Raw genomic sequence first — 23798 nt, forward strand, 5'->3', positions numbered from 1 at the left:
TGCTCAGTCGGCGAAAAAGAATTCGTCCGGGCGGTGAATGCCGAAATGTGCACCGGGTTCCCAGGCCCACATAGCCTGTTCCGGAACATTGCGCAGGCGGTTTGACACCACAATGGGCTGGGGGGCGCCGTTCAGGATGCCAATCGCATAGACCTGATCGGCATGGATTTTCAACATCTCGGTCCAGACAGCCGCGCGTTCTTCATCGGTCGCGGCGATTTGCCATTCATGCGCCAACTCCATCAGGCGCTGCGCCTCTGGCATGTCGGGGGCCTCACCCGCTTCGCCACCGGTCTGATAGTGCTGCCCCCATTTTGGCCAGGCCAGAAACACCTGATCTGTCGGGGCCAGATAAGCCGGAGATGTATGCGCCTGTGGAATACCGTCATCCCAACCGAACCAGACGGACGCCATGGAATTGCCCGCGAAAACGCGGTTGCGCAGGATGTCCCTGTCCAGCGGGCGCATGACCAGTTTGACACCGATTTCACGCCAGGTATCGGTTACGATCTGAAGCGCGTTTTCGACTTCTTGCCGCTCACCTGCGGTTTCGATAACCAGCTCCATCGAACGGCCGTCAGGCAAAAGGCGAATGCCGTTCTTGTCGCGCTGATCCAGACCAGCCTCATCCAAAAGTGCATTGGCCTGATCAATATCGTATTGTGCCCAGGCCGCAGCGTTTTCTTCACTGTAGAAGGGCGAGGCGGGAAGAACCGAGTTCGCGGCAGGGTGTGCGAGTTTGAAGTAAAGCGCCTGGTTGATGGTCTGCCGGTCGATGGCCAGCGACAAGGCGCGCCGAACACGAGCGTCCCTCAATACATTGCGCCAGACGTCATCAGAGAAGTTCAGGTTCGGGTAGATCGCGACCTGCGAGGCCACGCCGGTTTTCCACAACAGCGTTTTGTATCCGCCCTGTGCTTCGCCTTTCTTGAGGATCGACGCGTCTCGGAAGGCAAGGCCACGGCCTTGCAGGTCGCTTTCACCGGCGTTGGTCTTGGCGGCAACAAGACCGGGGGCGACGATCTCCATCTCGACCACGTCAATATAGGGAAGCTGCACCCCCTTGCTGTCGATGCGGTGATAATAGGGGTTGCGCACAAAGCTGTGGCGGATTTTCTTGCCCGAGCTGGCGTTCAGCCATGGCTGCAACGTGGGAAGTTCGTGGTTGTCGAATTTGTAAAGATTATCCAGCTTGTTGTGCAGCGCTGCCCAACTTTTGACCCGGGCATCTTCAACCTGAAAGGCAAGCTCTTCCGCATCTGCGTATTTCTCGTGATACTGTTTCAGAAAGGCGGCCGGCCGGTAAATAAACGGCGGTCGTGCTTGTGCCAGAGATTGCAGAAAGTTCGGGTTGGGATCATCCCATTCGAAGATCACCGTGGTCTCATCAGGAAACGTGACCGTGGGCAATTTGCCTTCGACGATCAGAAAATCGGGTGGGCCTGACGGGCTGAGCAACTCGTTGTTGGCGACGTCTTCCCACCAATAGCGGAAGTCTTCCGAGGTAAAGGGTGAGCCGTCCGACCACTTGTGTCCTTCGCGCAGTTTCAGGGTGAATTTGCGATTGCCCTCGTTTTCATACGAGGCCAGCAGGTCGGGTACCAATTCGTAATCTTGGTTGAACCCGACCAACCTTGCATAGCCGTAGACAACCATCTGCCGGATATCTTTGGATCGTGTGACCATGGTGCGCAGAGTGCCACCCGGTTTCCCGAATTCTCTTCCTTTTGCGGCCAGATCCACAATCAGAGGGTCCTTGGGCAAACGCTCCTGCACTGGCGGAAGATTGCCGCTTTCAACCTCGGCGCTCCAGAATGCGCTTTCCTGAGGTGTCGGGATTGTCTCTGCCGCGGCGGGCAGGGTCCCTGAAAACGCCAGCATTGCGGCCAGCAGCAGAGGGCGAATGGTATTAAACATGGCAACGTACCTTATGGCCCGGTTCCAATTCCACCAATGAGGGTATCACGGTGTCCGAGAAACGAAAGGCTTCATCCCAACTGTCCGGCGCGCCGGCACCCAGAGAAACCAATTGAAGGTCAATCGGGCGATTGATGTCGGGTTCGGGTTGAGCGGCAATCAGCGCCTTGGTGTATGGATGGCGCGGATTGTAGAAAAGAGTTTCGGGCGGTGCCTGTTCGACGATCAGACCCCGCCTCATGACGGCAACTTCGTCAGCGATCCGTGCAACAACGGCCAGATCATGTGAGATGAACAGGTAGGACAGGTTCAGGCTGTCTTGCAGGTTTTCCAGCAAAGTCAGGATTTGTTCCTGAACAGACACATCCAATGCCGAGGTCGGTTCGTCGCACACGATCAACTGCGGGTCCAGCATCATGGCCCGCGCCACTGAAAGGCGTTGTCGCTGCCCTCCGGAAAACGCGTGCGGATAGCGTTTGAGCATATCACCCGTCAGGCCGACGCGCTGCAACATCTCGGCGGCTTTGTCACGCTGTTCGGCTGTTGTGCCGATGCGATGGATTTCCAGTGGCTCGGTCATGGCGTCCTGGATGCGCATCCGCGGGCTGAGCGAACTGTAAGGGTCCTGAAACACCATCTGCGCCTTGCGCTGAAACGCTGTGCGCTGGGCTCGGGTCATTTTGTGCACTGTGATCGGGTCGGCGTCGGGGGCGGTACGAAACAGGACTTCACCACCGGGGTCGGGCAATTCAGCCCCCAAGGCGATGCGGGCCGCCGTTGTCTTTCCAGATCCGCTTTCACCGACAATTGCCAAAGTCTTGCCGCGCGCCAGGTTCAGGTCGACTCCTCGGCAGGCATAGATTGCTTTGTCGGATTGCCATCCTTTGCTGGACCGCATGGTATAGGTCTTGGACACATCCTTCATCTGCAGGATCAGATCCGTGTCGGGCATCGGTATACCCACCGCATCCTGATCCGGTATTTCCGGCGCGGCATCAAAAAGCTGCTTGGTATACGGGTGTGCGGGCGCGGTCAGGATCGGGGCGGCGGGGCCGGCCTCCATGATACGTCCCTTGTGCATGACGACGACCTGCTCGGCCATGTTGGCGACGACACCCAGGTCATGAGTCACCAGAATAAGCGCCATGCCGGTTTCACGCTGCAATTCCTTGATCAGGCCCAGAACCTGCGCCTGCGTGGTCACATCCAGAGCGGTGGTCGGTTCGTCCGCGATCAGCAATTCGGGTTTGGACACCATTGCCATGGCTATCATGGCACGTTGGCGCATACCGCCGGACAACTCGAAAGGGTAGGAGTCATAGGCACGCTGTGGATCCGGGAAACCGACGCGTTCGAATTGCGTCAGGACCTTTTTGCGCGCCGCGGACTCGGACAGCCCACGATGCAGCCACAAAACCTCGCTGACCTGATTGCCGATCTTGTGCAGCGGAGACAGCGATCTCATGGGCTCCTGAAAGATCATTGAAACCCGATTGCCGCGGATGTCGCGCAGCTCACGTTCGGAAACCGTGGTGAGCTCGCACATGCCCTTGGAATCGTTCAGGGTAATCGTGCCGCTTCGAATCTGCGCCGTGCGGGGCAGGATACGTAAGGCTGCGCGGCATGTGATTGTTTTTCCCGATCCCGATTCTCCGACAAGGGCAAGCGTCTGTCCGGCTTCGACATCGAAGTTCACATCCGTGACCACGGAATTGCCCGTACCAAAGCCGATGCTGAGGTCTCTTACGGACAACAACGCGCTCATGCGGGTTTTCCACCCGTTTGACCGTTCGATGACATCGGTTACTTCAACTCCCCGTGATTTTTTGTTCAGTGTCGCGCGGTTCCGCCCGTCTAGTCAAACCCGTTCTTGGGCCGAAATGTCGCGAAATCGTGAAACTATGGGCTTCGTCGCTACACAAAGTCTTGAGATTTTGCCATCAAGGACGGCATCGGGCGCATTTATGCTCTCGAATGGTATCAAGGAGATATTTTCCGGTGTCCGAGAATCAAAGCCGTCTGGATCTGTTCATCGATCGCATGGTGTCTCAGCGCGCTTGTCTGGATCACGCAATCAAGCACACTGCGGGCATGACAGGTCCGGTGTTCGAATTGGGTTTGGGCAACGGGCGTACGTATCACCATCTTGTGCAGCACATGGATGGTCGCCCGGTCTATGTGTTCGAACGCGCGGTGGCCTCGCACCCCGACTCGACCCCGCCCGAAGATCGCGTGATTCTGGGTGATGTGCGGGGTACCCTACCTGCATCGGTTGAACGGTTCGGTGCGTCAGCCAGCCTGATCCACGCGGATCTTGGCGGGCACAATCGCGAAAAGAATGACAAATTCGCGCGGTTTGTATCTCCGCTCATCGAGCCTTTGCTTGCTCCGGGCGGGCTGATGGTCTCGAGTGATCGGATGTATTTCGAAGGGCTGACCGAGATGCCGTTGCCCGAAGGCGCCGTCGAAGGGCGCTGTTTCATATATCGCCGCTGACCGAAAAGGAGTAACGGCATGATTTTCTACGATTGCTCCACTGCTCCAAACCCTCGTCGTGCGCGGATGTTCATTGCCGAAAAAGGATTGGATATCGAAACGCGTGAGGTCTCGATTGCGAAAGGTGAACAGTTGAGCGAAGCCTTTCGCGCCGTGAACCCACGGGCCACGATCCCGGTTCTGGTAACGGATGACGGAACCGTTTTTACGGAAAATCTGGGCATTGCGGCTTTTCTGGAGGCACAGTTTCCGGAACCGCCTTTGATGGGCCGAACCCCCAAGGAAAAAGGTTTGGTTCTGATGTGGAACGCGATCGTCGAACATCAGGGCGGGGCACCCATTGCCGAGGCTTTGCGCAATGGACATCCCGCCTTCAAGGATCGCGCCATTCCGGGCCCTTCCAATCATGCGCAGATTCCCGAACTTGCACAGCGCGGGCGCGAGCGTGTGGCGTCCTTCTTTGAAGTGCTGGAAACACGTCTGACGGAAAGCCCGTTTGTGGCCGGTGACGTGTTTTCCCTGGCGGATATCTCGGCTTTCGTTTTTGTCGATTTCGCCCGCGTCATCAAGATGCGTATCCCGGAAGACAACGCGGCCACCCTGGCGTGGTTTCGAGCCATCCAATCTCGTCCAAGCGCAAGTCTGCAAACCTGCTGAACCGTGCCGGGTTGCGTTGTGATCAGCACTGTACAGAAATGTCTAGACAGATGTGAACAGTGCCACTAGCGTCTCCTCAGATTCTGTTCAGGGGAGGTCGGGATGAAATCCCAATATCGCGTCGTGGTCATCGGAGGAGGCGTTGTCGGGGCCTCGGTTCTGTATCACTTGGCCAAGCTTGGCTGGTCGGATGTCGTCATGTTGGAACGGCGGCGGCTGGCGTCTGGGTCGTCTTGGCACGCAGCGGGAGGCATTCATGCTTTGAATGCCGATCCGAACATGGCGTCTTTGCAGGCCTATACCATTGATCTGCTCAGCGAGATCGAGAAGGAATCAGGCCAGAATATCGGCCTGCACATGACCGGTGGTCTGACGCTGGCGGGAACCCCCGAGCGGTGGGAGTGGTTGCAGGCCAATTACCGCATCTTCCAGTCCATAGGCATTGACGATTGTGAATTGCTGAGCCCGGAAGAGGCGCAGAAACGCTGCCCGATCATGTCCACCGACGGCATTCTGGGCGCGATGTGGGCCGACCGCGAAGGCTATATCGACACCACAGGCACCGTGCAGGCCTATGCCACCGCCGCGAAAAAGCGCGGTGCCGAATACTACGAGGAAACCAAGGTCGAGGAACTGATCCAGACGGCGGATGGCTGGCAGGTGGTGACCGACAGGGGCACGATCACCTGCGAACATGTGGTCAACGCCGCCGGCCTGTGGGCCAAGCAGGTGGGACGCATGGCAGGGGTCGAACTGCCGGTTTCTCCGCTGAAACACCATTACCTGATCACCGACACGGTGCCCGAGGTCGCAGCGGCCGATTTCGAGATGCCGATGACCGTGGATCTCGAGGGCTTCACCTATATGCGGCAGGATCAGAAGGGTGTTCTGGTCGGAATCTACGAGGTCGATCACGAACACTGGGCCATGGACGGCGCGCCGTGGAATTATGGCGAAGAGCTGTTCCAGGAGCAGCTGGACCGTATTGAAAACGAACTGACGCTGGGGTTCGAACGCTATCCGGCGATCCAGAACGTGGGCATCAAGACATGGGTGAACGGTGCGTTCACCTTCTCGCCCGACGGCAACCCTCTGGTCGGTCCGGTGCCGGGCAAGCGCGGTTATTGGACCGCCTGCGCGGTGATGGCCGGGTTCCTGCAAGGCGGCGGCGTCGGCAAGACGCTGGCCGAATGGATGATCCATGGCGAACCCGAGGCCGACGCGTGGCCGATGGATGTGGCGCGCTATGGCGATTTTGCACAGAACAAGCGCTATATCCGCGAGACGACGGGCCAGTTCTATTCCCGCCGCTTCGTGATGACCTATCCGAACGAGCAACTGCCCGCCGGACGCCCGTTGAAAATGGCACCGGCGCATGATGCGATGACCGAGGCAGGGTGCAAATGGGGCGTCAGCTGGGATCTCGAAGTACCGCTTTATTTCGCGCCGAAAGGGTTCGAGGAAACCCCGACGCTCAAGCGTTCGAACGCGCATGACATCGTGGCCGAGGAATGCAAAGTGATCCGCGAAGGTGCGGGCTTGCTGGATATTTCGGGCTTTTCGCGGTTCGAGGTTTCCGGTCCGAACGCAGAAGCTTGGCTGGACAATGTCATGGCCTCCAAGCTCCCCGGCCCGGGTCGTGCGAAACTGGCCCCGATGTTGGGTGAGGATGGACGCCTGAAGGGTGATCTGACGGTGCTGAATTGGGGCGACGGGACCTGGTGGATCATGGGCAGCTATTACCTGCGGGCCTGGCATATGCGCTGGTTCGACGATCACATGATGGATGGCGTCAATATCCGTGATTTGGGCGAGGAATATTGCGGCTTTGCCGTGGTCGGGCCGAAGTCACAGGCAGTTGTGGAAAAACTGGCGGAACAGGATATCTCGGGCTTGAAGTTCATGGGGTGCGGCGATTTCGATATCGGCCTCGTGCGCGCCCGCGTCGCCCGCATGTCGGTGACCGGAGAAAAGGGGTACGAGATCAACTGCCGCTATGGCGACCATATCAAGCTGCGCCGCCTCCTGCTGGAAGCGGGGGCCGAGGAAGGCATCCGCGAATGCGGTTTCAACGCGATGCTGTCCACGCGGCTTGAGAAAAGCTTTGGCATCTGGTCGGCGGAGTTCACGCAGGCCTACACACCGGGCATGACCGGAATGGACCGCTGGATCGACTGGGACAAGGACTTTGTTGGAAAGGCGGGCGCGCTTGCCGAACGTGACGGCAACGGCCCCGCGCAAATTCAGGCGACATTGGAAATTGATGCTCTGGACGCAGATGCCAGCGGATACGAACCGGTCTGGGCCAATGGCGAACGCGTTGGGTTCGTAACCTCGGGCGGCTACGGGCACTACACCGGCAAGTCACTGGCGATGGCCCTGATCGATCGGGACAAGGCGGAACCGGGCACGGAACTGTCCGTTCACGTGGTGGGGGTTGAACGTCCGGCGCGTGTGATCGCGCCGTCACCTTATGACCCCGAAGGCAAAGCGATGCGAGGCTGATCATGACTGCTGCAGAGCGCGGGCGCCGACGGCGGGGGCGGGGGGCTGAAGCCGCCCCGCAGCCCGGTCGCGATGTGAACTATCGCCAGCTCAGGAACCCTTTCCCACATATGGAAGTGTTCCCGGCCGATCAGATCGCGGATATGCATGACACCGCCTTGCGGACACTGGAAGAGTTGGGGGTAAAGACCCTGCTGCCCGAGGCGCGGAAACTGTTCAAACAGGGCGGCGCGCGGGTGGATGAAGACACTGAGATGGTGTTTATCGGGCGCGAGATGGTTGAAGCCGCAGTCGCGTCAGCGCCCAAATCCATCGCCTGTCGCGCCGGCTCGCGGCGTCGCGATTTTACTCTCGAACTGGGCTCGCTGGTGTTTCAACCCGGAGCCGGCGCGCCGAACGCAACCGATCTTGAACGTGGTCGGCGCCCGGCGACAGGTCAGGATTATCTGGAGTTTCTGAAGCTCACGCATCATTTCGACGTGTTCCAGATGATTTCGCCACAGGTCGAGCCGCAGGATGTGCCGACCCATCTGCGTCATTACTTCACGACTCGGGCGCAGATGGAACTGACGGACAAGTTTCCGTTCTTCTTCTCGCGCGGGACGCCGCAGGTGATGGACTGTTTTGAGATGCTGACCACGGCACGCGGTCTTTCGGATGATGCGTTCCGGGGCAACGCGCATTGCTATACGATCATCAACACCAACAGCCCGCGCACATTGGATATCCCGATGGCGCAAGGTCTGATCGACTTTGCCCGCCACGGTCAGATGTCGATCATCACACCCTTTACCCTGATGGGCGCGATGGCGCCGATCACCGTGGCCGGGGCGATCACCTTGTCTCATGCCGAGGCCCTTGCCGCGCTGACTTTGACCCAACTTGCCAATCCTGGTGCGCCGGTCTGCTATGGCACGTTCACCAGTAACGTGGACATGAAGTCCGGCGCGCCCGCTTTTGGGACGCCGTCGCACTTTCAGGCATCACTGGCTGCGGGCCAACTGGCGCGGCATCTTGGTTTGCCCTGGCGGTCGGCTGCCGGATCGGCGTCAAACACCAACGATGTACAAGCCGCGAACGAAAACCAGTTTGGGCTTTGGGGATGCCTTATGGCCGGGGCAACGGTGATCATCCACTCCGCAGGCTGGTTGGAAGGCGGGTTGACGGTTTCCTTCGAAAAGCTGGTCTGCGACGCGGAAGTGCTGAATATGGTCGCCGAACTGTGCGCAGGTGCGCAGGCGGGGCCGTCCGAGATCGGGTTTGAAACTGCATTGAGTGAGGTTGAACCCAGTGGCCACTTCTTCGCATCAAGCCAGACGATGGAGCGCTATAATACTGAATTCTATCAACCGCATGTCCATGACTACGCCAATTTCGGCACGTGGGCCGAGCGTGGTTCGGTGGACGCGAACCATCGGGCAACGGATGTTTGGAAAGGCATTCTGAACGACTTCCGGGCGCCCGCTGTCGACAATGATCGGACAGGTGATTTACATGACTTCATTGCCCGTCGTACCGCCGAGGGCGGTGCCCCACCGGAGAGTTGAATGAGCCCGAAACCGATCCTTCATCGCGATGACCCCGAGGCCGAACCATTGATCGGCAACATCAAGGTCACGCGTGACGACTGGCTGAACGTGGCGATGGATGTGCTGATTTCGGACGGGGTGGACCAGATCAAGGTCCTGAACCTTGCCGAACGGATGGCAGTATCGCGGTCGTCGTTCTATTGGTACTTCAAATCCCGGCAAGAGTTGCTGGATGCATTGCTGGCGCGCTGGCAGGCCACCAACACCGCCGCCTTGGTCGCGCAGGCCGAAGCACCGGCCGAGACGATAACAGCGGCCGTCTGCAACGTTCATCGGTGCGTAGTGAACACCGATCTGTTCGATACTGCGTTGGATTTTGCCGTACGTGACTGGGCGCGAAAATCGGGCAAGGTGCGGCGTATGCTGGATCAGTCGGACGCCCGCAGGCTGAAAGCGCTGCACGCCATGTTCGCCCGCTACGGCTATTCCGAGATCGAAGCCGAAACCCGGGCGCGCGTGCTGTATTACATGCAGATCGGTTATGATCTGGCGCAATTGAACGAACCTATCGAGATGCGGCTGTCGATGGTGCCGCATTACCTTTACGCCTTCACAGGTGTCGAGCCGAAACCCGAGGAAGTTGAAGAATTCAGCGCGTATTCCCTGCGCTTTTGGAAAGGAAACCAGACATGAGCCAACCAGACGCAATCATCATCGGAACCGGCGTGATCGGCGCGGCCATTGCGTTCGAGATGTCCAAGGCGGGACGGAAAACCCTGTCGTTGGACCGGAATTCTCAGGTCGGGCACGGTTCTACCGCGGGGTCCTGCGCGATTATCCGGATGCATTATTCCACATTCGATGGAACCGCGTTTGCCTGGGAAGGCTACCACTACTGGCGCGACTGGGCCGAGTACCTTGGCTTGCCGAAAGACGCCAACCTTGCGCAGTTCCGCGAAACCGGCTGTCTGGTCATGAAAACCGAGGCGAACGGGATGCTGGAAAAACACATGCGCAATTCGTCCGAGCTGAATTGCCCGTTCGAAGAATGGTCAGATGAAAAAGTGCTGGAACGCTTGCCGGTCTATTCGCTGGACAGCTTTGCCCCCGCGCGCCGTATGGACGATCCTGAATTCGGCCAACCCAACGGGCGTAAAATGACGGGCGGGGTGTACTGGCCTCAGGCGGGTTATGTCACCGACCCGGCCCTGTCGGCTCAGAACCTGATGGATGCCGCGAAACAGCATGGGGCCGAGCTGCGCACCGGCGCTGAAGTCACGGAAATCCTGACCGAGGGCGGGCGCGTTTCCGGCGTCAAGCTGGCCTCGGGCGAGGAAATCCACGCCAAGGTTGTGGTCAATGTGGCAGGACCTGGTTCGTCCATCATCAACAAGATGGCCGGCGTTCTGGACGATATGACCATCAAAACCCGACCCTTGCGGCAAGAGGTCGTGCACGTTCCAGCCCCTGAAGGGTTCGATTTTGAACACGACGGAACCATCGTTTCGGACAGTGACATTGCCTGCTATTGCCGCCCGGAACACGGCAATCACATCCTTGTCGGATCTGAGGATCCGGAATGTGATCCGCATCAGTGGTGCGAGGACGATGTGAACTACAATCGTGAATTCACCGATCAATGGACCACGCAGGCCATGCGGTATGCGCAGCGTGTGCCCAGCCTTGGTATTCCATCGAAAACGCGGGGCGTGGTTGACCTTTATGATGCGTCTACCGACTGGATTCCGATCTATGACAAATCCAGCCTGCCGGGGTTCTACATGGCCTGTGGTTCAAGCGGAAACCAATACAAGAATGCGCCCATTGCGGGCAAGATGATGGCGGCACTGATCGATTACTGTGAAGGTGGCGCCGATCACGACGCGAAACCGTTGCAGTTCGAATTGCCATACATCAAGCGGACAATCGACGTGGGCTTCTACTCGCGCAAACGACCGATCAATGAGGAAAGCAGTTTCTCGGTTCTGGGCTAGTCGCGTTTCGCAAACGGTCTATGTCGTGTGTGGCTGTCAACAAGCCCGGCCCTGACATGACCGACCGAAAGACAACCGTATTGATCCTTGGCAGCGCCCCATCGGCGCTGGAGGCGCGGGCATGGTCGCGCGCGCCTTTCACGCATATCGTCGCCATCAACAACGCATGGCGCATCCGAGAAGACTGGGATTACCTGATCCACCCCGAAGACTTCCCGGCAGAGCGCCTCCCTGGAAAAGTTCTTGGCACTCAACACATAGTCACTGCCGACGAATACGTCCCAAGACAGAATGACTATGGCGGGTTCGTTTATGCCGGCGGAACGATGGCTTTCACGGCAGGCTATTGGGCCTTGTCAGTCTTGAAGCCGGATGTTCTGGCTTTTTCCGGTTGCGACATGATGTATTCAGGATCGGGGCGAACACATTTTTACGGAAATGGCACGGCGGACCCTTTGCGAAAGGACGTGACACTGCGTTCGCTTGAAGCGAAGGCCGCCCGACTGGGGCTTTATGCAGCCGCTCAGGGGTGCAGAACCGTACGGTTATCCGGCGCGCCAAGCCGGCTGGTGTTTCCATCCGTCAACCTATCTGACCTGACAGCCGCACCGCTTCCCGGTATTGCAGCCATGCACAGTGTGCAGCGAATGGAAGATGATCTTGGCTATTATGTAGCCTCGGGTCGGTATTGGGAAGTTGAGCACCGGTTCGACCCTGCTGCGATTGACGCATTGGATCGGATGTGGCTTAGGGCCTATCGGCTTGCCGTATCGGAGAACGTGGCCTGACACCGTTCAGGCGGCGAAGGTAACCCAGGCCCAAACCATCGCAACATAAGTCAGGTTGTGCATCAACTGATCCAAACCTGCGGCGCGCCAAAAAGCGGGTTGCGTTGGCTCAAGTCGCTTTTTGTCTGAATAGCTGGCCTTGATGAAATCGATATTGAAATGGATGAACCATTCCAGCGCCCCGACAATCAGAATAAAAACCAGCGGCGCGCCGAACACCAAAAAAACGACGATAGAACCCACAACATGCACAGCGGCATGTTGCGCGCGTCCCAAGTGAAAATACTCACCCCGACCGGAAAGCATCTTCGGTGTCTGGAGGTAGTAGTCAGCGAACATATGCTTGATCAGCAAAAGACAAAGCATAAGAAACACTGCGCCAATACTGGCAGTCAAAAGAACCCTCCCGATATCGTTCTGACGCCAACATTAGGCAATAAAACGGGCACGCGTAAATGAACTAGTTCACATTCGGTCAAGAAATTTTCCAAAAGGGAAAAATTTGCTTATCCTGTCTGGATGATATTTGATTCATGCTGTTGAAATTGCATGCATTGCGTTTAATCCACGTCGAAGGTCAGCAGCAGGGGCAGGTTCCATAGAACGCACAATTTTCCGCTTTATCTGGAAATACTCCAAGCGCGAACAGCTGGTCCTGCTGGCCGTGACGGCGACGCTGTTTCCTTTGCTGTATCTCACACTTGAGTTGCCAAAACGAATAATCAATGACGCGATCGGGTCGTCCACCTCTGAGGTGACGATCTGGGGCTATTCCATGTCGCAGACCAATTTTCTGGTTGCTCTGTGCTTTGCCTTTCTGGCGGCCGTGCTGTGCCATGGCCTGATGAAAATGCGCATCAACACCATGAAGGGCGTGCTGAGTGAACGGATGCTGCGGCGCTTTCGCTATCAGTTGATCAGCCGGGCGCTGCGCTTTCCTCAACCCTATTTCGAGCGTGTCAGCCAGGGTGAAATGGTGTCAATGATCACCGCCGAAAGCGAGCCGATGGGCGGCCTGATGGGCGACGCGATCAGCCAGCCGGTTCTTCAGGCCGGCCAAATGATCACCATACTTTCCTTCCTGTTCCTACAAAGCGTCTGGTTCGGGCTAGCTGCCGTGGCGCTGATACCCTTGCAGGCCTGGTTGATCCCCAAGCTGCAACGCCAGATCAACCTGCTGAACAAGAAACGCATTCAGGAGGTTCGAGTTCTGGCGGCGCAGATTGGCGAGAACGCGGCGGGCGCGTCCACCCTGCGGACCAATGGCGGCTGGCGTTTTCGCCGGTCGATGATCTCGGAGCAATTGGGACGCCTGTTCGGCATCCGTTTCGAGATCTATCAAAAGAAGTTTTTCATGAAATTCCTGAACAACTTCATCTCGCAGTTGACACCGTTCATGTTCTATCTGGTTGGTGGTCTGTTGGTGCTTCAGGGCTCGGTTTCGCTGGGGGCGCTGGTTGCCGCATTGGCTGCGTACAAGGATCTCAGCTCACCTTGGAAGGAACTGCTGACCTATTACAACCAGACCCAGGACATGTCGCTGCGCTGGGATGTGGTCATTGACCGTTTTGCCCCGGCCGGAATGCATGATGAAACCTTGTTCGAAAGTGAACCCTCCGAGTGGCCACACCTGAACGGCGACATCGTGCTGGACCACGTTTCGGTGCGTGACATGGATGGCAATCAGGTGCTTGATGATCTGGACCTCAGTTTTCCTGCCGGAAAGACAATTGGGATCGCCGCCCCCAGCGAGGAAGATCGACGCGCCATCGGCGAATTGCTGACACGGGAAAAACGTCCCAGTGCTGGCCAGGTTCGGATCGGAGATCTGAAACTGGCCGAGTTGCATCAGGTGGTTGTCGCCGCGCGTATCGGGTATGTCACATCACGCCCTGTCATGTTCCAGGGTACGCTGGGCGACAACGTGATGATGCCGATGCGGTTCAAACCGCTGACTGACCCGCCGGACGACCCGGATTTTCTCGAAACCTTGAGGGCAGGCAACAGTGCCGATCCGTTTGGGGCGGAATGGCTGGACCCAACTCTGGCCGGCTTTCAGGACGCCGCAGAACTGCGTGCCTGGTGGTTGCAGTTGATTGATGGAATGGGGTTTGGCGCAGCGCTGTTCCAACGGGGCGCCGAACAAAGCTTCGATGCGGCCGAGCATTGTGAACTGGCAAAGAAACTGATCGAGCTGCGCCCGGTCGTGCAGCAGGCGGTTCGGGATGCCGGGCTGGAACAACAGGCGCTTGTCTTTGACCGGAACACCTATAATGCGGCCCTGCCTGTGGCTGAAAATCTGCTTTTCGCAACGCCACGTGTTCCTGTGACACAGGCTTTGCTTGCGCAGCAAAAGGTCTTTCTCGGACAGTTGCGTGAACTGGGGCTGGACGAGACATTGATCGCGTTGACCCGCGACGTGATCGACATGCTGCGCCAGATCTTCGGGATGGATGGAACCGACCACCCGTTGTTCCAAAAGCTTGGTCTTGATGCAAAAACCTATGAAATTGCGGTGGATCTGGTGGACCAGACCCGCAAAGAAGGTTCGGACGGGCTGGATGACGAACAGCTTGCCAACATGTTGGCGGTGCCATTTGTGATCTCTGCCGAACAGATCGGACCTGCGTTCACGGATGAACTGAAGGATCGCATCCTCGAACTCCGGCACAGCCATTCCGAGAAACTGATGGAGCGTTTGCAAGACGTCTTCGTTCCATTGGATCCGAACGTCTTTGCGCCCGGATTGACGGTCATGGAAAATGCGCTGTTCGGAAAAGTCAGCCAGATTGGCGGTTCCCGTTCGGACGAAGCCCGCAAGGTGATAGTGGATGTGTTGGCTGAAAACGGCGCGCGCCCATTGGTCACAGAGCTGATCTATGATGTCCAGGTTGCTCTCGGCGGTCAGAATCTTCCGGCGGTGTTTGCCGAACCCTTGGCCTTTACCCGAGCGACGATCAAGAAACCTGACATCCTGATTCTGGAAAACGCGCTGGCCAGCTACGACATGAAAACGCAGGTGGCGGTCTATAAACGGCTCCGTGAACTGCTGCCGGACACCACCGTCGTCTATCTGAATGATCAGTTTGAAAACCCCGGTGCATTCGACATGTATGTTGAAATCCGGCAAGGTCGTGTGGTCTCGGACGGAGGGCCTGTGGCGGTGGAGGAAGACAGTGCAGCATCGGCGGATTTGACGCGGAAACTGCGCGCTCTGGAACAAACCCCCTTGTTTTCGGGTCTGGACCGGCGTCAGCTGCGCCTGCTGGCCTTTGGTGCGCGCTGGTTTGATGCCGCGCCGGGGCAGGTGGTGTTCTTGAAAGATGACCAACCCACCGACGGTGCCTATGTGGTGCTGGAGGGCGAAGCAGGTTTGTATCTGCCGCAAGAACAGGGGCCTGACCAATTGATCACCAAAGTCGGGCCTGGTGCTTTGGTCGGAGAGTTGGGCCTGATCAGAAAAGAACCACGTGCGCTGAGCATGGTGGCGGAAACCCAGCTTTCCTGCTTGCGGATCGGTGAAGAAGAATTCCTTGCCGTTGTGGAAAACGACGCGGCGACCGCATTCAAGCTGTTGCAGGTTATCGCCGGCTATGTGTCCAATTAGCGATCAAGAGTCCGTGTTGCAGAACAAATCATAAAGCAGGCGGATCACTTTTTCCGTGGCACCGTCGCGCAATGAATAATAGACCGTTTTGCCTTCCCGGCGCGTCGAGACCAACTCTTCCTCGCGCAGGCGTGCCAGCATCTGGCTGACGGCAGCCTGCCGTAGCTGAAGCAGCTCTTCAAGTTGGCCGACGGATTTTTCACCACCGCCAAGATGGCACAAGATCATCAGGCGCCCTTCATGTGCCAGTGTTTTAAGAAATGCAGCCGCGCGTGCAGCGTTGTCTTTCATGTCCGGCGGAGCGTCTGTTGGGTGTGCCTGAGGTTCGGTTTCGTTAAGTGCCACTTTCGGACCGTCATATCGCGTTTCGTGATGCCAATATGCATCAAGGCCATTTGTATTGTCACCCCTCGGTTGCCGGGGCGCCCCCTTGAAAAGCGTTGCCTTCAACGTAATCGCATGGGTCCTCCTGCATTTGCAGATGCAACCCGTCGCCGTCATATGGGTGCGCGCGGGCCAGGTCTTCATCGACATCGATCCCAAGGCCCGCAGCATCCGGGGCGGCGACAAAGCCATTCTCGACCCGGATCGAGCCCTTGATCAGTAGATCGTGGAACGGTGTTTCGATGGTTTCCAGAAGCAGCAGGTTGGGAATGGACGCCGCCAGATGAATATTGGCGGCCCATTCCACCGGACCCGCATAGAGGTGCGGTGCCATCTGCGCGTTGAAGACCTCGGCCATGGCGGCGACTTTCTTCATCTCCCATATTCCGCCTGCACGCCCCAGCGCCGGTTGCAGGATTTCGGCGGCTCCGGCGCGCAGGACGGCTCCGAATTCGGCCTTTGTGGTCATCCGTTCTCCGGTGGCAACCGGAATGCGTACATTGCGCGCGACGCGGGCCATGTCTTCGATATTGTCCGGCGGCGTAGGTTCCTCGAACCACAGGGGTTGGTATGGTTCCAACGCCTGCCCCAGCCGAATTGCACCGGCTGTGTTGAACTGGCCATGGGTGCCGAACAGCAGATCGGCCCTGTCCCCCACGGCCTCGCGGATCGCTTTGCAGAAGGCGACGGACATGGAAATGTCGCTCATCGCGGGCATGTGCCCGCCGCGGATGGTATAGGGGCCGGCCGGGTCGAATTTCACGGCGGTGTAGCCACGGTTCACCATTTCCGCCGCCGTTTCACCGGCCTGTTCGGCAGAGGTCCAGAAATCGTTCAGGTTGTGCTGGGGCAGGGGGTACAGGTAAGTATAGGCCCGGATCCGGTCATTCATCCTGCCGCCCAGCAGCGCATGCACCGGCCTGTCGCGATCTTTGCCCAGAATGTCCCAGCAGGCAATTTCCAACCCCGAGAATGCGCCCATCACCGTCAGGTCCGGCCGCTGCGTAAAGCCGCTGGAATAGGCGCGGCGGAACATGAGTTCAATGTTTTCGGGGTTTTCTCCCAACATATGCCGGTCGAACACGTCCTGAATGACATGACGCATCGCTACAGGGCCCACGGACGAGGCATAACACTCACCCCATCCCGTGATGCCGGTGTCGGTCGTCACTTTGACAAGTATCCAGTATCGCCCTCCCCAGCCCGGGGCGGGCGGGGCGGTGACGATGACGTCGAGATCCTGAAGTTTCATCCCAAATCCTTTCGGTGGGTCAGGTCCTGTCGAACAGGATCACATTTCGCTTGGCCGATCCGGTTTTGGTGTCGGCGATGGCCTCGTTGATCTGATCCAGAGACCAGCGGCCCGAGATCAGCTCGTCCAGTTTCAGCCGTCCCTGCTTATACAGGTCCACCATCCAGGGTATGTCGCGCTGAATGACCACGTCGCCCATTTTCGACCCGACGATACCCTGGCCCAGGGCTGCCAATACAACGGGTTCATAGCTGGCCATGTCACCGGAATGTGGCATTCCGATCATGATCGCCTTGCCGCCGCGCCCAAGATAGCGCGGAGCCTGATCATAAGCGGGAATCGCGCCGACGGTGATCAGAACGGCATCGGCACCGCGCCCCCCCAGCGCCCTGTATGCGGCTTTCCAAGGTTGATCCAAGCTGGCCAAAACGCCATGGGTTGCGCCGAACTCTTTGGCGATCTCAAGCTTTTCTTCGGTCATGTCCACGGCCAAGATCCGCCGCGCGCCTGCAATCCGCGCGCCTTGAATTGCGTTCAGGCCGACCCCGCCCGCCCCAATGACCACCACGTCCTGACCAGGGCGCACGCCTGCCGCATTAACCGCAGCGCCGACCCCGGTGATCACGCCGCAGGACAGCAGGCTGGCCAGTTCCTTAGGCAGGTCATCCGGGATTTTGACAATCTGGCGGTGGCTTACCACGACCTTTTCAGCAAAGGCCCCGCATGCCATCGCCTGTTCGAGCGCGCTGCCATCGCCTGTTTTCAATGGACCTTTGACAGTGTCGTAGGGTGTTTCGCAAATTGTCGGTTGCCCGCCTGCACAGGCAGGGCAAGACCCGCAGGCGCGGATCAGGGTCACCACCACAGGGTCGCCGACCTTGAAATCCCCGGCCGCGTCTCCGACTGCGGTGATCACGCCTGCGGCTTCGTGCCCGTAAACCGCTGGCAGGAACCCTCCCCATGCGCCTTCGGCATAGGAAATGTCCGAATGGCAGATGGCCACGGCATCCAGTGTCACCTCGACCTCGCCCGTGCCGGGGGGGGCCAGATAAACGTCTTCGATCACCAGTGGCTCGCCAAATGCCCGGCAGACTGCGGCTTTGATTTTTTGCATGTTGTCCCTCACTCCCGTTGGGTTCACGGTGGCGCGGGAAAAGGCGGCTCGCAAGGCAGAAACCGCCATTTGCGTGTCGTTGTTACGCCACGACAGGCCGGGACCGTCTAAACAGTAGGAACCCTGCCAGCATCAACAAGAGTGCCAGCAGAAACGGGGCGCCAGGCAGGTAGAGCGGGGTGTCAGGTCGAATGAACTGCGCGAATACGCTGGTCATCACCAACGGTGAGATCACCATCGAAAGCGCATGCAACGCAGTCAGGACACCCTGCAATTCACCTTGCTGAGAATCTGGTGTGGCCCGCGACATCATCGCCTGAAGGGCGGGCGTGATGACCGCCCCAATGGCGGTAATCGGAATGAGAAGCAGTGCTATCAGGCCGTTGGTCAGAAAGGCCAGAATGGCGAAGCTTATGATTTCAAAGATCATGCCATAGATGATTGTTGCCCGCTCGCCCAAAAGCCGGATGGCCGGGCGGATCAGACCGCCTTGCACGACGGCCATGCCGATACCATAGATTCCAAGCGACAGGCCGATCATCTGCGCGGACCAACCGAAGCGCTCGGTCGTGAAATAGGACCAGATGGCCGGATAGACGTAGATTGAAACCGAATACAGGAAATAGACCCACAGCATAGGCCGGATGCCGGGCAATGATGCTATGGCGCGAAGCGAGTTCACCGGGTTCGCGCGCCGCAGGTTGAAGGCACGCCTGTTTTCATCGGTCACCGTTTCCGGCATCACGAAATATCCGATGCAGAAGGTCAGCGCCGCCAAACCCGCAGCAGCCCAGAATGGTGCGCGGGTTCCAAATTCGCTTAGCAATCCGCCGATCACCGGACCCAGAACGAACCCCACGCCAAATGCCGCGCCCAGAAGGCCGAAATTTGCGGCCTTGTCTTTTGGGTCGGACACATCGGCCATGAAAGCCGCCGCCGTCGAATGGGTGGCCGCCGTTATGCCGCCGACGATACGTCCGACCAGCAAAAGCCAGATGCTGCCCGCCAAGGCCATGACGACGTAGTCCAGCGCCATGACGAACAAGGACACCAGCAATACCGTTCTGCGCCCGTAAGCATCGGAAAGGTTTCCCAGAATGGGGCCGAAGATGAATTGCATCGTGGCAAAGGCTGTGCTCAGCACACCTCCCCAGATCGCGGCATTGGCCAGGGTGCCGCCCTGAACCTCGACGATCAGTTGCGGCATGATCGGCATCACAAGACCAATGCCCATAGCATCGATCATGACGATGCAGAGGATAAAGAAAAACGGCAGAGGCATGGGACCTGAACACATGAGTTGTGAGCGGCACCCTAGTCATGCCCGACGAATGAGGGAAGAGACAGTTCCGCGGGACACCCCATGTCGTTGCGGCAGGTTGTTAGAGTTTGCCCGCCAGTTCGGACAGAAGCTCAGCCAATTCCTGCGGATGTGAAAAAAACGGCGAATGCGAGCTGTCGATTGTACGTCGAAGGTTTTCGGGGACGCAGGCGTTCATGTCTGCCTGGTACTCGGTCGGTATCGTGTGGTCGTCGGTTGTTCGGATATAGGCCTTGGGGACCTTGGCAAAGCGTGGGCCGACAGGCAGCGGTGTTTCTTGTGGCAGGATGGCTTGCGGACACAGGCGCGCGTATGCGTATGGCAGGACGTCGTCCGGGCAATCGTGAAAAAACAGCTGTGGGATCGCATCCACTGACACGGTATAGGAAAGCCCGTCCGCAGATTTTTCCACTGCGTGCGCAATGGTTTGCCGTGGCCCGCGCCTGCGCATTTCCGCCATCGAAAGACCATCCCGAGGGACATAGGCACACAGGTAAATCAAGGCGCGCATCGCATCCGGGCGGGCCTCGGCCGCTGCGCTGATCGGAAAGCCGGCCCAGGAATGGCCGACGACGATTGTATCGGGTGTACAGGCGTTCAAAATGGCATCGCGGCAACCGTCCAGCGTGACGTCGGCCACCGGCGTGGGGTCTGCACCATGGCTGGGCATGTCGATGGCGCGGGCGGTATGGCCCAGGGCTTCCAAAGCGGGGATCAGGTCGCGCCAGCACCAGGCGCCGTGACACGAGCCATGGACCAACAGGAAGGACGTCATTGTCATTCTCCTTCAGACATGTCCGATCTCGGTCAGAAATCCGGTCAGGATTTCTGCGTATTCCGCGGGATTCTCAACGCAAGGCAAATGTCCAACGCGGCGGATCAGCCGAAATTGGGATCCGGGCACAAGATCAATCGTTTCCCGCACCAGATCGGGTGGGGTCGATCCGTCTTCGCTGCCCGCAATTCCAAGCGTGGGCAGGCGCAGGCCGCTTGTGGGGGTATAAAAGTCGGTACCGGCAATGGCGGCACAGCAGCCCAGATACCCTTCGACTGGTTGGCTGACCATCATATCGCGCCAGGGCAGGTAATTTTGGGCGTGGCGGAATTCGCGCGAGAACCAACGCTCCATCGTGGCATTGGCCAAAGCCTCGATCCCGCCCTTTCGCACCGCCTGAATGCGCTCTTGCCAGATCGAAGGCGTGGCGATCTTGGCAGCGGTGTTCGATAGCACCAGCGCACGAATCTGGTCCATGCGTTTGATCGCCAGCCCCTGCGCGATCATCCCGCCAATCGAGAGGCCGACAAAGACGCAATCGCGAACCTGAAGGTGATCCAGCAGCGCCTCGGCATCCCGCACCAAAGCGCCCATCGAATAGGGTGCAGGGGGCACCGAGGATTGCCCGTGCCCACGTTTGTCATACCGGATGATGCGCAGCCCGTCGGGCATGTATGGCAGCACTGCGTCCCAAAGATGCAGGTCGGTTCCCAGGGAATTGGCAAACACAATGGGTGCACCGTCCGTGGGGCCGTCGATGCGATAGTTCAGTTTCACGTCGCCCAGATCAGCGATCATCATGACAAAGGTCCTTGTCGTCATGCCGTCCTGACGTAATTTGCACGGCTTTCGCACCGATGTCAGGTCAGGAATTCCAACGCCTTAGCAAATATTCCCGGATCGACATTCCCGCCCGATGTGACGACGATCACGTCGTCGCCTTCGATCTCGTCGCCCCGGAAAAGGGCCGCGGCCAGTGCTACGGCGCCGCCGGGTTCCAACACGATTTTAAGGCGCAGAAAGGCATATGCCATGGCCTGCAATGCCTCGTCTTCGGTGACAGAGAGTCCGGGGCCGCAAAGACGGTGAAGGATCGGAAAGGTGATGTCGCCGGGCTGCGGTGTCAGGATCGCATCGCATATGTTACCCGACGCCGCATTGTTGTTTTGAATGCGACCTGACGCCAAGGATCGTTTGACGTCGTCGAACCCTTCCGGCTCACAGGGGCGCGCCCGCAAATTCGGCGCGTGTTTCTCCAGCGCCAGCGCAATGCCCGAGGTCAAACCTCCGCCGCCGCAACAGACCAGAACATCCGACTGCGAAACCCCAATTTCCGCGGCCTGCCTGGCGATTTCCAGCCCGGTTGTGCCTTGTCCCGCGATGACCTGCGGTTCGTCATAGGGGCGGATCAGGGTCAGACCACGTTCAGCAGCGATGGCTTCGCCTATTTCCTCCCGTTTTTCATTCGCGCGATCGTACAAAACGACTTCGCCGCCCAGCGCGCGGGTGTTGTCGATCTTGAGCTGCGGCGCGTCCGATGGCATGACAATGACCGAGGCAATCCCATGTTTCGAAGCGGCCATCGCAACGCCTTGCGCATGGTTGCCCGATGAATATGCGATCACACCACGCTGGCGTATGCCTTCATCCAGCGCCGAAATGGCCGACCACGCGCCGCGAAACTTGAAACTGCCGGTATGTTGCAAGCATTCCGGTTTGACCCAAATGCGGCGGCCCGCAAGCGTGTCGAGAAAGGGCGACGACAGGATCGGCGTTTCGCGAACGTGTCCTTTCAGCCGTTCTGCGGCGGCTTCGATCATCTCAAATGTGCTCATGCGGCGTTCTTCAATACCTTCTGTATCAGGTCCAGTGATTGGACTTCGTTCAGGAACGGAACATGCCCGCGATCCGGTACCTCGACCGAGATCAGCTCCGGGTGTCGATGCCGCATCTCGGCCAGAGTGTCCGCGCCCAGAACATCGGAATTCGCGCCCCGGATCACACCGGTGGGAATGCCACGCAAGGCTTCGAAGAACACCCAAAGATCAGGGGCTGCCGCGCTTGCAGCTTGTTCAAGAAGCGCCTTGCGCAGGGCTGGATCATATCGCAGCTTCAGCCCGTCTTTGCGCATTTCATACTGAAATTCTGCCTGCTTGCGCCAGGTCTCCAGTGGAACACCGGGAAATTGTGGCTCCATTACGTGTTTCAATGCGGCGGCGGCTTCATCATAGGTTTTGGCGGTGGGCTGCGCCCCCACGTAGGCCATGATCTTGGCGATGCCCGACGGCTCGATAACCGGACCCACGTCATTCAGAATTACGGCGGCCAGACGTTCGGGGTGGCTTGCGGCCAGCGCCATGGCGATCAGCCCGCCGCGCGATGTTCCCAGAATGACTGCTTTCTCGATCCCCAGATGATCGAGCAGCTCAATCGCGTCATGGGATTCGCGGAAGATATTGTAATTCATAAAGTCGGGGTCGTATTCCGAACGCCCGCGCCCCCTGTAATCCATGGCGATCATGCGCAGGCCCGAGGCATGTGGCGCAAAAAACGAAAAGTCGCGGCTGTTTCGAGTCAGACCGGCCAGGCACAAAAGCGGCGTGCCGGTGCCGGACTCTTTGAAATAGATGCGCCTGCCGTCCGTTGTCATGAATTCTGACATCAGAAACCGGCCAGCTTGGGAATCGAGGTCAGATCGGACAGCACATGCGCAGGTGTCCAGGGGAGGCGATCCATGGGTTCACCAATCCGATTGACCCATGCGGTCACAAAACCGTACCCGCTGGCCCCGGCAGCATCCCAGCCGTTCGAACTGACGAACAAGACGTCATCGCGTGCGCAGCCAAACCTGTTTTGCACCAGATCATAGACACGGGCGTGGGGTTTGAAGACGCCGACGCTTTCGACCGACAGCACATCATCCAATACATCGCCGATTCCGGCGGACTTCACGGCTCCGTCCAGCATCGGGGGCGACCCGTTGGACAGGATCGCCGTTTGCAGCCCACCATCCTTGAGGGCTTTCAGCATGGCCGGAACTTCTGGATAGGCCTGCAATTCCCAATAGAGATCAAGCAGACGTTGGCGCAGCCCCGGGTTGCCTTGCAGGCCTGCGGCCTCCAGAGCCCAATCCAGCCCGTCCTGGGTAACGTCCCAGAAATCCGCATGCGCATCCGCCACGGCGCGCAGCCATGTGTATTGCAGTTGTTTCAGACGCCAATGCCCCGCAACGGTGGTCCATTTGTCTTTCAGGGCTTCGAAACCCGGCTCGTCTGCCGCCTGCCGGGCAGCCGCGGCAACATCGAACAATGTTCCGTAGGCATCGAACACACAGGTCGTGATCGGCATATGGTCCTCCTTAGATTGCGCGCAGGTTGGCACATCGGCGCAGAGGGTGAAAGAGCCGAGGGTTTACAACATTGTGTCAACCTATAGGGTTGGCCGCTTAACCCCTTGGAA

Annotated in this window: 20 protein-coding genes; 8 read left to right on the forward strand and 12 right to left on the reverse strand. The window is 58.5% G+C overall.

Features of this window, described 5'->3' with window-relative positions:
- Nucleotides 1–3: 3 nt before the first annotated feature.
- Together ACR0I0_RS10845 and ACR0I0_RS10850 are read right to left on the reverse strand one after the other, a co-directional pair.
- Nucleotides 4–1917, reverse strand: coding sequence for an ABC transporter substrate-binding protein (locus tag ACR0I0_RS10845; RefSeq protein ID WP_480491387.1), 1914 nt, complete (start codon nucleotides 1915–1917; stop codon nucleotides 4–6).
- Nucleotides 1910–3682, reverse strand: a complete 1773-nt coding sequence (locus ACR0I0_RS10850; RefSeq protein WP_171636699.1) for an ABC transporter ATP-binding protein — start codon at nucleotides 3680–3682, stop codon at nucleotides 1910–1912. Before ACR0I0_RS10850 ends, ACR0I0_RS10845 begins: the two co-directional genes overlap by 8 nt.
- A 209-nt stretch (nucleotides 3683–3891) precedes the next feature.
- On the opposite strand from ACR0I0_RS10850, the gene ACR0I0_RS10855 reads away from it, so the two are divergent.
- The 7 genes from ACR0I0_RS10855 (at nucleotide 3892) to ACR0I0_RS10885 (ending at nucleotide 11886) form a co-directional block, all read left to right on the forward strand.
- Nucleotides 3892–4413, forward strand: a complete 522-nt coding sequence (locus ACR0I0_RS10855; RefSeq protein ID WP_480491389.1) for a class I SAM-dependent methyltransferase — start codon at nucleotides 3892–3894, stop codon at nucleotides 4411–4413.
- An 18-nt stretch (nucleotides 4414–4431) separates the two neighbouring features.
- Nucleotides 4432–5070 carry a glutathione S-transferase family protein gene (locus tag ACR0I0_RS10860; protein WP_480491391.1) on the forward strand — a complete coding sequence of 213 codons (639 nt, stop codon included), beginning with the start codon at nucleotides 4432–4434 and terminating at the stop codon, nucleotides 5068–5070.
- Nucleotides 5071–5172: 102 nt separating this feature from the next.
- The gene (locus ACR0I0_RS10865; protein ID WP_480491393.1) at nucleotides 5173–7575 is read left to right on the forward strand and encodes a GcvT family protein; all 2403 of its coding nucleotides are present in this window, start codon (nucleotides 5173–5175) and stop codon (nucleotides 7573–7575) included.
- Nucleotides 7576–7577: 2 nt separating this feature from the next.
- On the forward strand, nucleotides 7578–9122 hold the full coding sequence (locus ACR0I0_RS10870) for a trimethylamine methyltransferase family protein (protein WP_480491395.1): 1545 nt from the start codon (nucleotides 7578–7580) through the stop codon (nucleotides 9120–9122).
- Nucleotides 9123–9797: a TetR/AcrR family transcriptional regulator gene (locus ACR0I0_RS10875; RefSeq protein WP_171636708.1), complete on the forward strand. Its 675-nt coding sequence runs from the start codon at nucleotides 9123–9125 to the stop codon at nucleotides 9795–9797. It begins immediately after the preceding gene.
- The gene (locus tag ACR0I0_RS10880; protein ID WP_209834863.1) at nucleotides 9794–11098 is read left to right on the forward strand and encodes an NAD(P)/FAD-dependent oxidoreductase; all 1305 of its coding nucleotides are present in this window, start codon (nucleotides 9794–9796) and stop codon (nucleotides 11096–11098) included. The genes ACR0I0_RS10875 and ACR0I0_RS10880 overlap by 4 nt, the downstream gene beginning before the upstream one ends.
- A gap of 56 nt (nucleotides 11099–11154) precedes the next feature.
- Entirely contained in the window at nucleotides 11155–11886 is a 732-nt protein-coding gene (locus ACR0I0_RS10885; protein WP_480491397.1) for a hypothetical protein, read from the forward strand.
- A gap of 6 nt (nucleotides 11887–11892) precedes the next feature.
- Here the strand turns inward: ACR0I0_RS10885 and ACR0I0_RS10890 are convergent, their stop codons facing one another.
- The gene (locus tag ACR0I0_RS10890; RefSeq protein WP_371807769.1) at nucleotides 11893–12252 is read right to left on the reverse strand and encodes a DUF3307 domain-containing protein; all 360 of its coding nucleotides are present in this window, start codon (nucleotides 12250–12252) and stop codon (nucleotides 11893–11895) included.
- Nucleotides 12253–12496: 244 nt separating this feature from the next.
- On the opposite strand from ACR0I0_RS10890, the gene ACR0I0_RS10895 reads away from it, so the two are divergent.
- Nucleotides 12497–15493: a cyclic nucleotide-binding domain-containing protein gene (locus ACR0I0_RS10895; protein ID WP_480491603.1), complete on the forward strand. Its 2997-nt coding sequence runs from the start codon at nucleotides 12497–12499 to the stop codon at nucleotides 15491–15493.
- A gap of 3 nt (nucleotides 15494–15496) precedes the next feature.
- Here ACR0I0_RS10895 and ACR0I0_RS10900 read toward each other — a convergent pair whose 3' ends face one another.
- The 9 genes from ACR0I0_RS10900 to ACR0I0_RS10940 form a co-directional block, all read right to left on the reverse strand.
- On the reverse strand, nucleotides 15497–15784 hold the full coding sequence (locus ACR0I0_RS10900) for an ArsR/SmtB family transcription factor (RefSeq protein ID WP_171636950.1): 288 nt from the start codon (nucleotides 15782–15784) through the stop codon (nucleotides 15497–15499).
- A 112-nt stretch (nucleotides 15785–15896) separates the two neighbouring features.
- The gene (locus ACR0I0_RS10905) at nucleotides 15897–17129 is read right to left on the reverse strand and encodes a mandelate racemase/muconate lactonizing enzyme family protein (RefSeq protein ID WP_171724491.1); all 1233 of its coding nucleotides are present in this window, start codon (nucleotides 17127–17129) and stop codon (nucleotides 15897–15899) included.
- Between the two features lie 19 nt (nucleotides 17130–17148).
- Nucleotides 17149–18243: a Zn-dependent alcohol dehydrogenase gene (locus ACR0I0_RS10910; protein WP_480491399.1), complete on the reverse strand. Its 1095-nt coding sequence runs from the start codon at nucleotides 18241–18243 to the stop codon at nucleotides 17149–17151.
- Nucleotides 18244–18325: 82 nt separating this feature from the next.
- Entirely contained in the window at nucleotides 18326–19525 is a 1200-nt protein-coding gene (locus ACR0I0_RS10915) for a TCR/Tet family MFS transporter (protein WP_480491400.1), read from the reverse strand.
- 100 nt (nucleotides 19526–19625) lie between these two features.
- On the reverse strand, nucleotides 19626–20339 hold the full coding sequence (locus tag ACR0I0_RS10920; protein ID WP_480491401.1) for an alpha/beta fold hydrolase: 714 nt from the start codon (nucleotides 20337–20339) through the stop codon (nucleotides 19626–19628).
- Between the two features lie 12 nt (nucleotides 20340–20351).
- Nucleotides 20352–21140: a 3-oxoadipate enol-lactonase gene (gene pcaD, locus ACR0I0_RS10925; RefSeq protein ID WP_480491402.1), complete on the reverse strand. Its 789-nt coding sequence runs from the start codon at nucleotides 21138–21140 to the stop codon at nucleotides 20352–20354.
- A 59-nt stretch (nucleotides 21141–21199) separates the two neighbouring features.
- A complete protein-coding gene (locus ACR0I0_RS10930) occupies nucleotides 21200–22174 on the reverse strand; it encodes a threonine ammonia-lyase (protein ID WP_171636724.1) in 975 nt (324 codons plus the stop codon).
- On the reverse strand, nucleotides 22171–23001 hold the full coding sequence (locus ACR0I0_RS10935; protein WP_480486818.1) for an alpha/beta fold hydrolase: 831 nt from the start codon (nucleotides 22999–23001) through the stop codon (nucleotides 22171–22173). Before ACR0I0_RS10935 ends, ACR0I0_RS10930 begins: the two co-directional genes overlap by 4 nt.
- Nucleotides 23001–23687 carry a haloacid dehalogenase type II gene (locus ACR0I0_RS10940; RefSeq protein WP_480491404.1) on the reverse strand — a complete coding sequence of 229 codons (687 nt, stop codon included), beginning with the start codon at nucleotides 23685–23687 and terminating at the stop codon, nucleotides 23001–23003. The genes ACR0I0_RS10935 and ACR0I0_RS10940 overlap by 1 nt, the downstream gene beginning before the upstream one ends.
- Between the last annotated feature and the right edge of the window lie 111 nt (nucleotides 23688–23798).

The sequence above is a fragment of the Ruegeria sp. AG6 genome, from assembly GCF_056541565.1.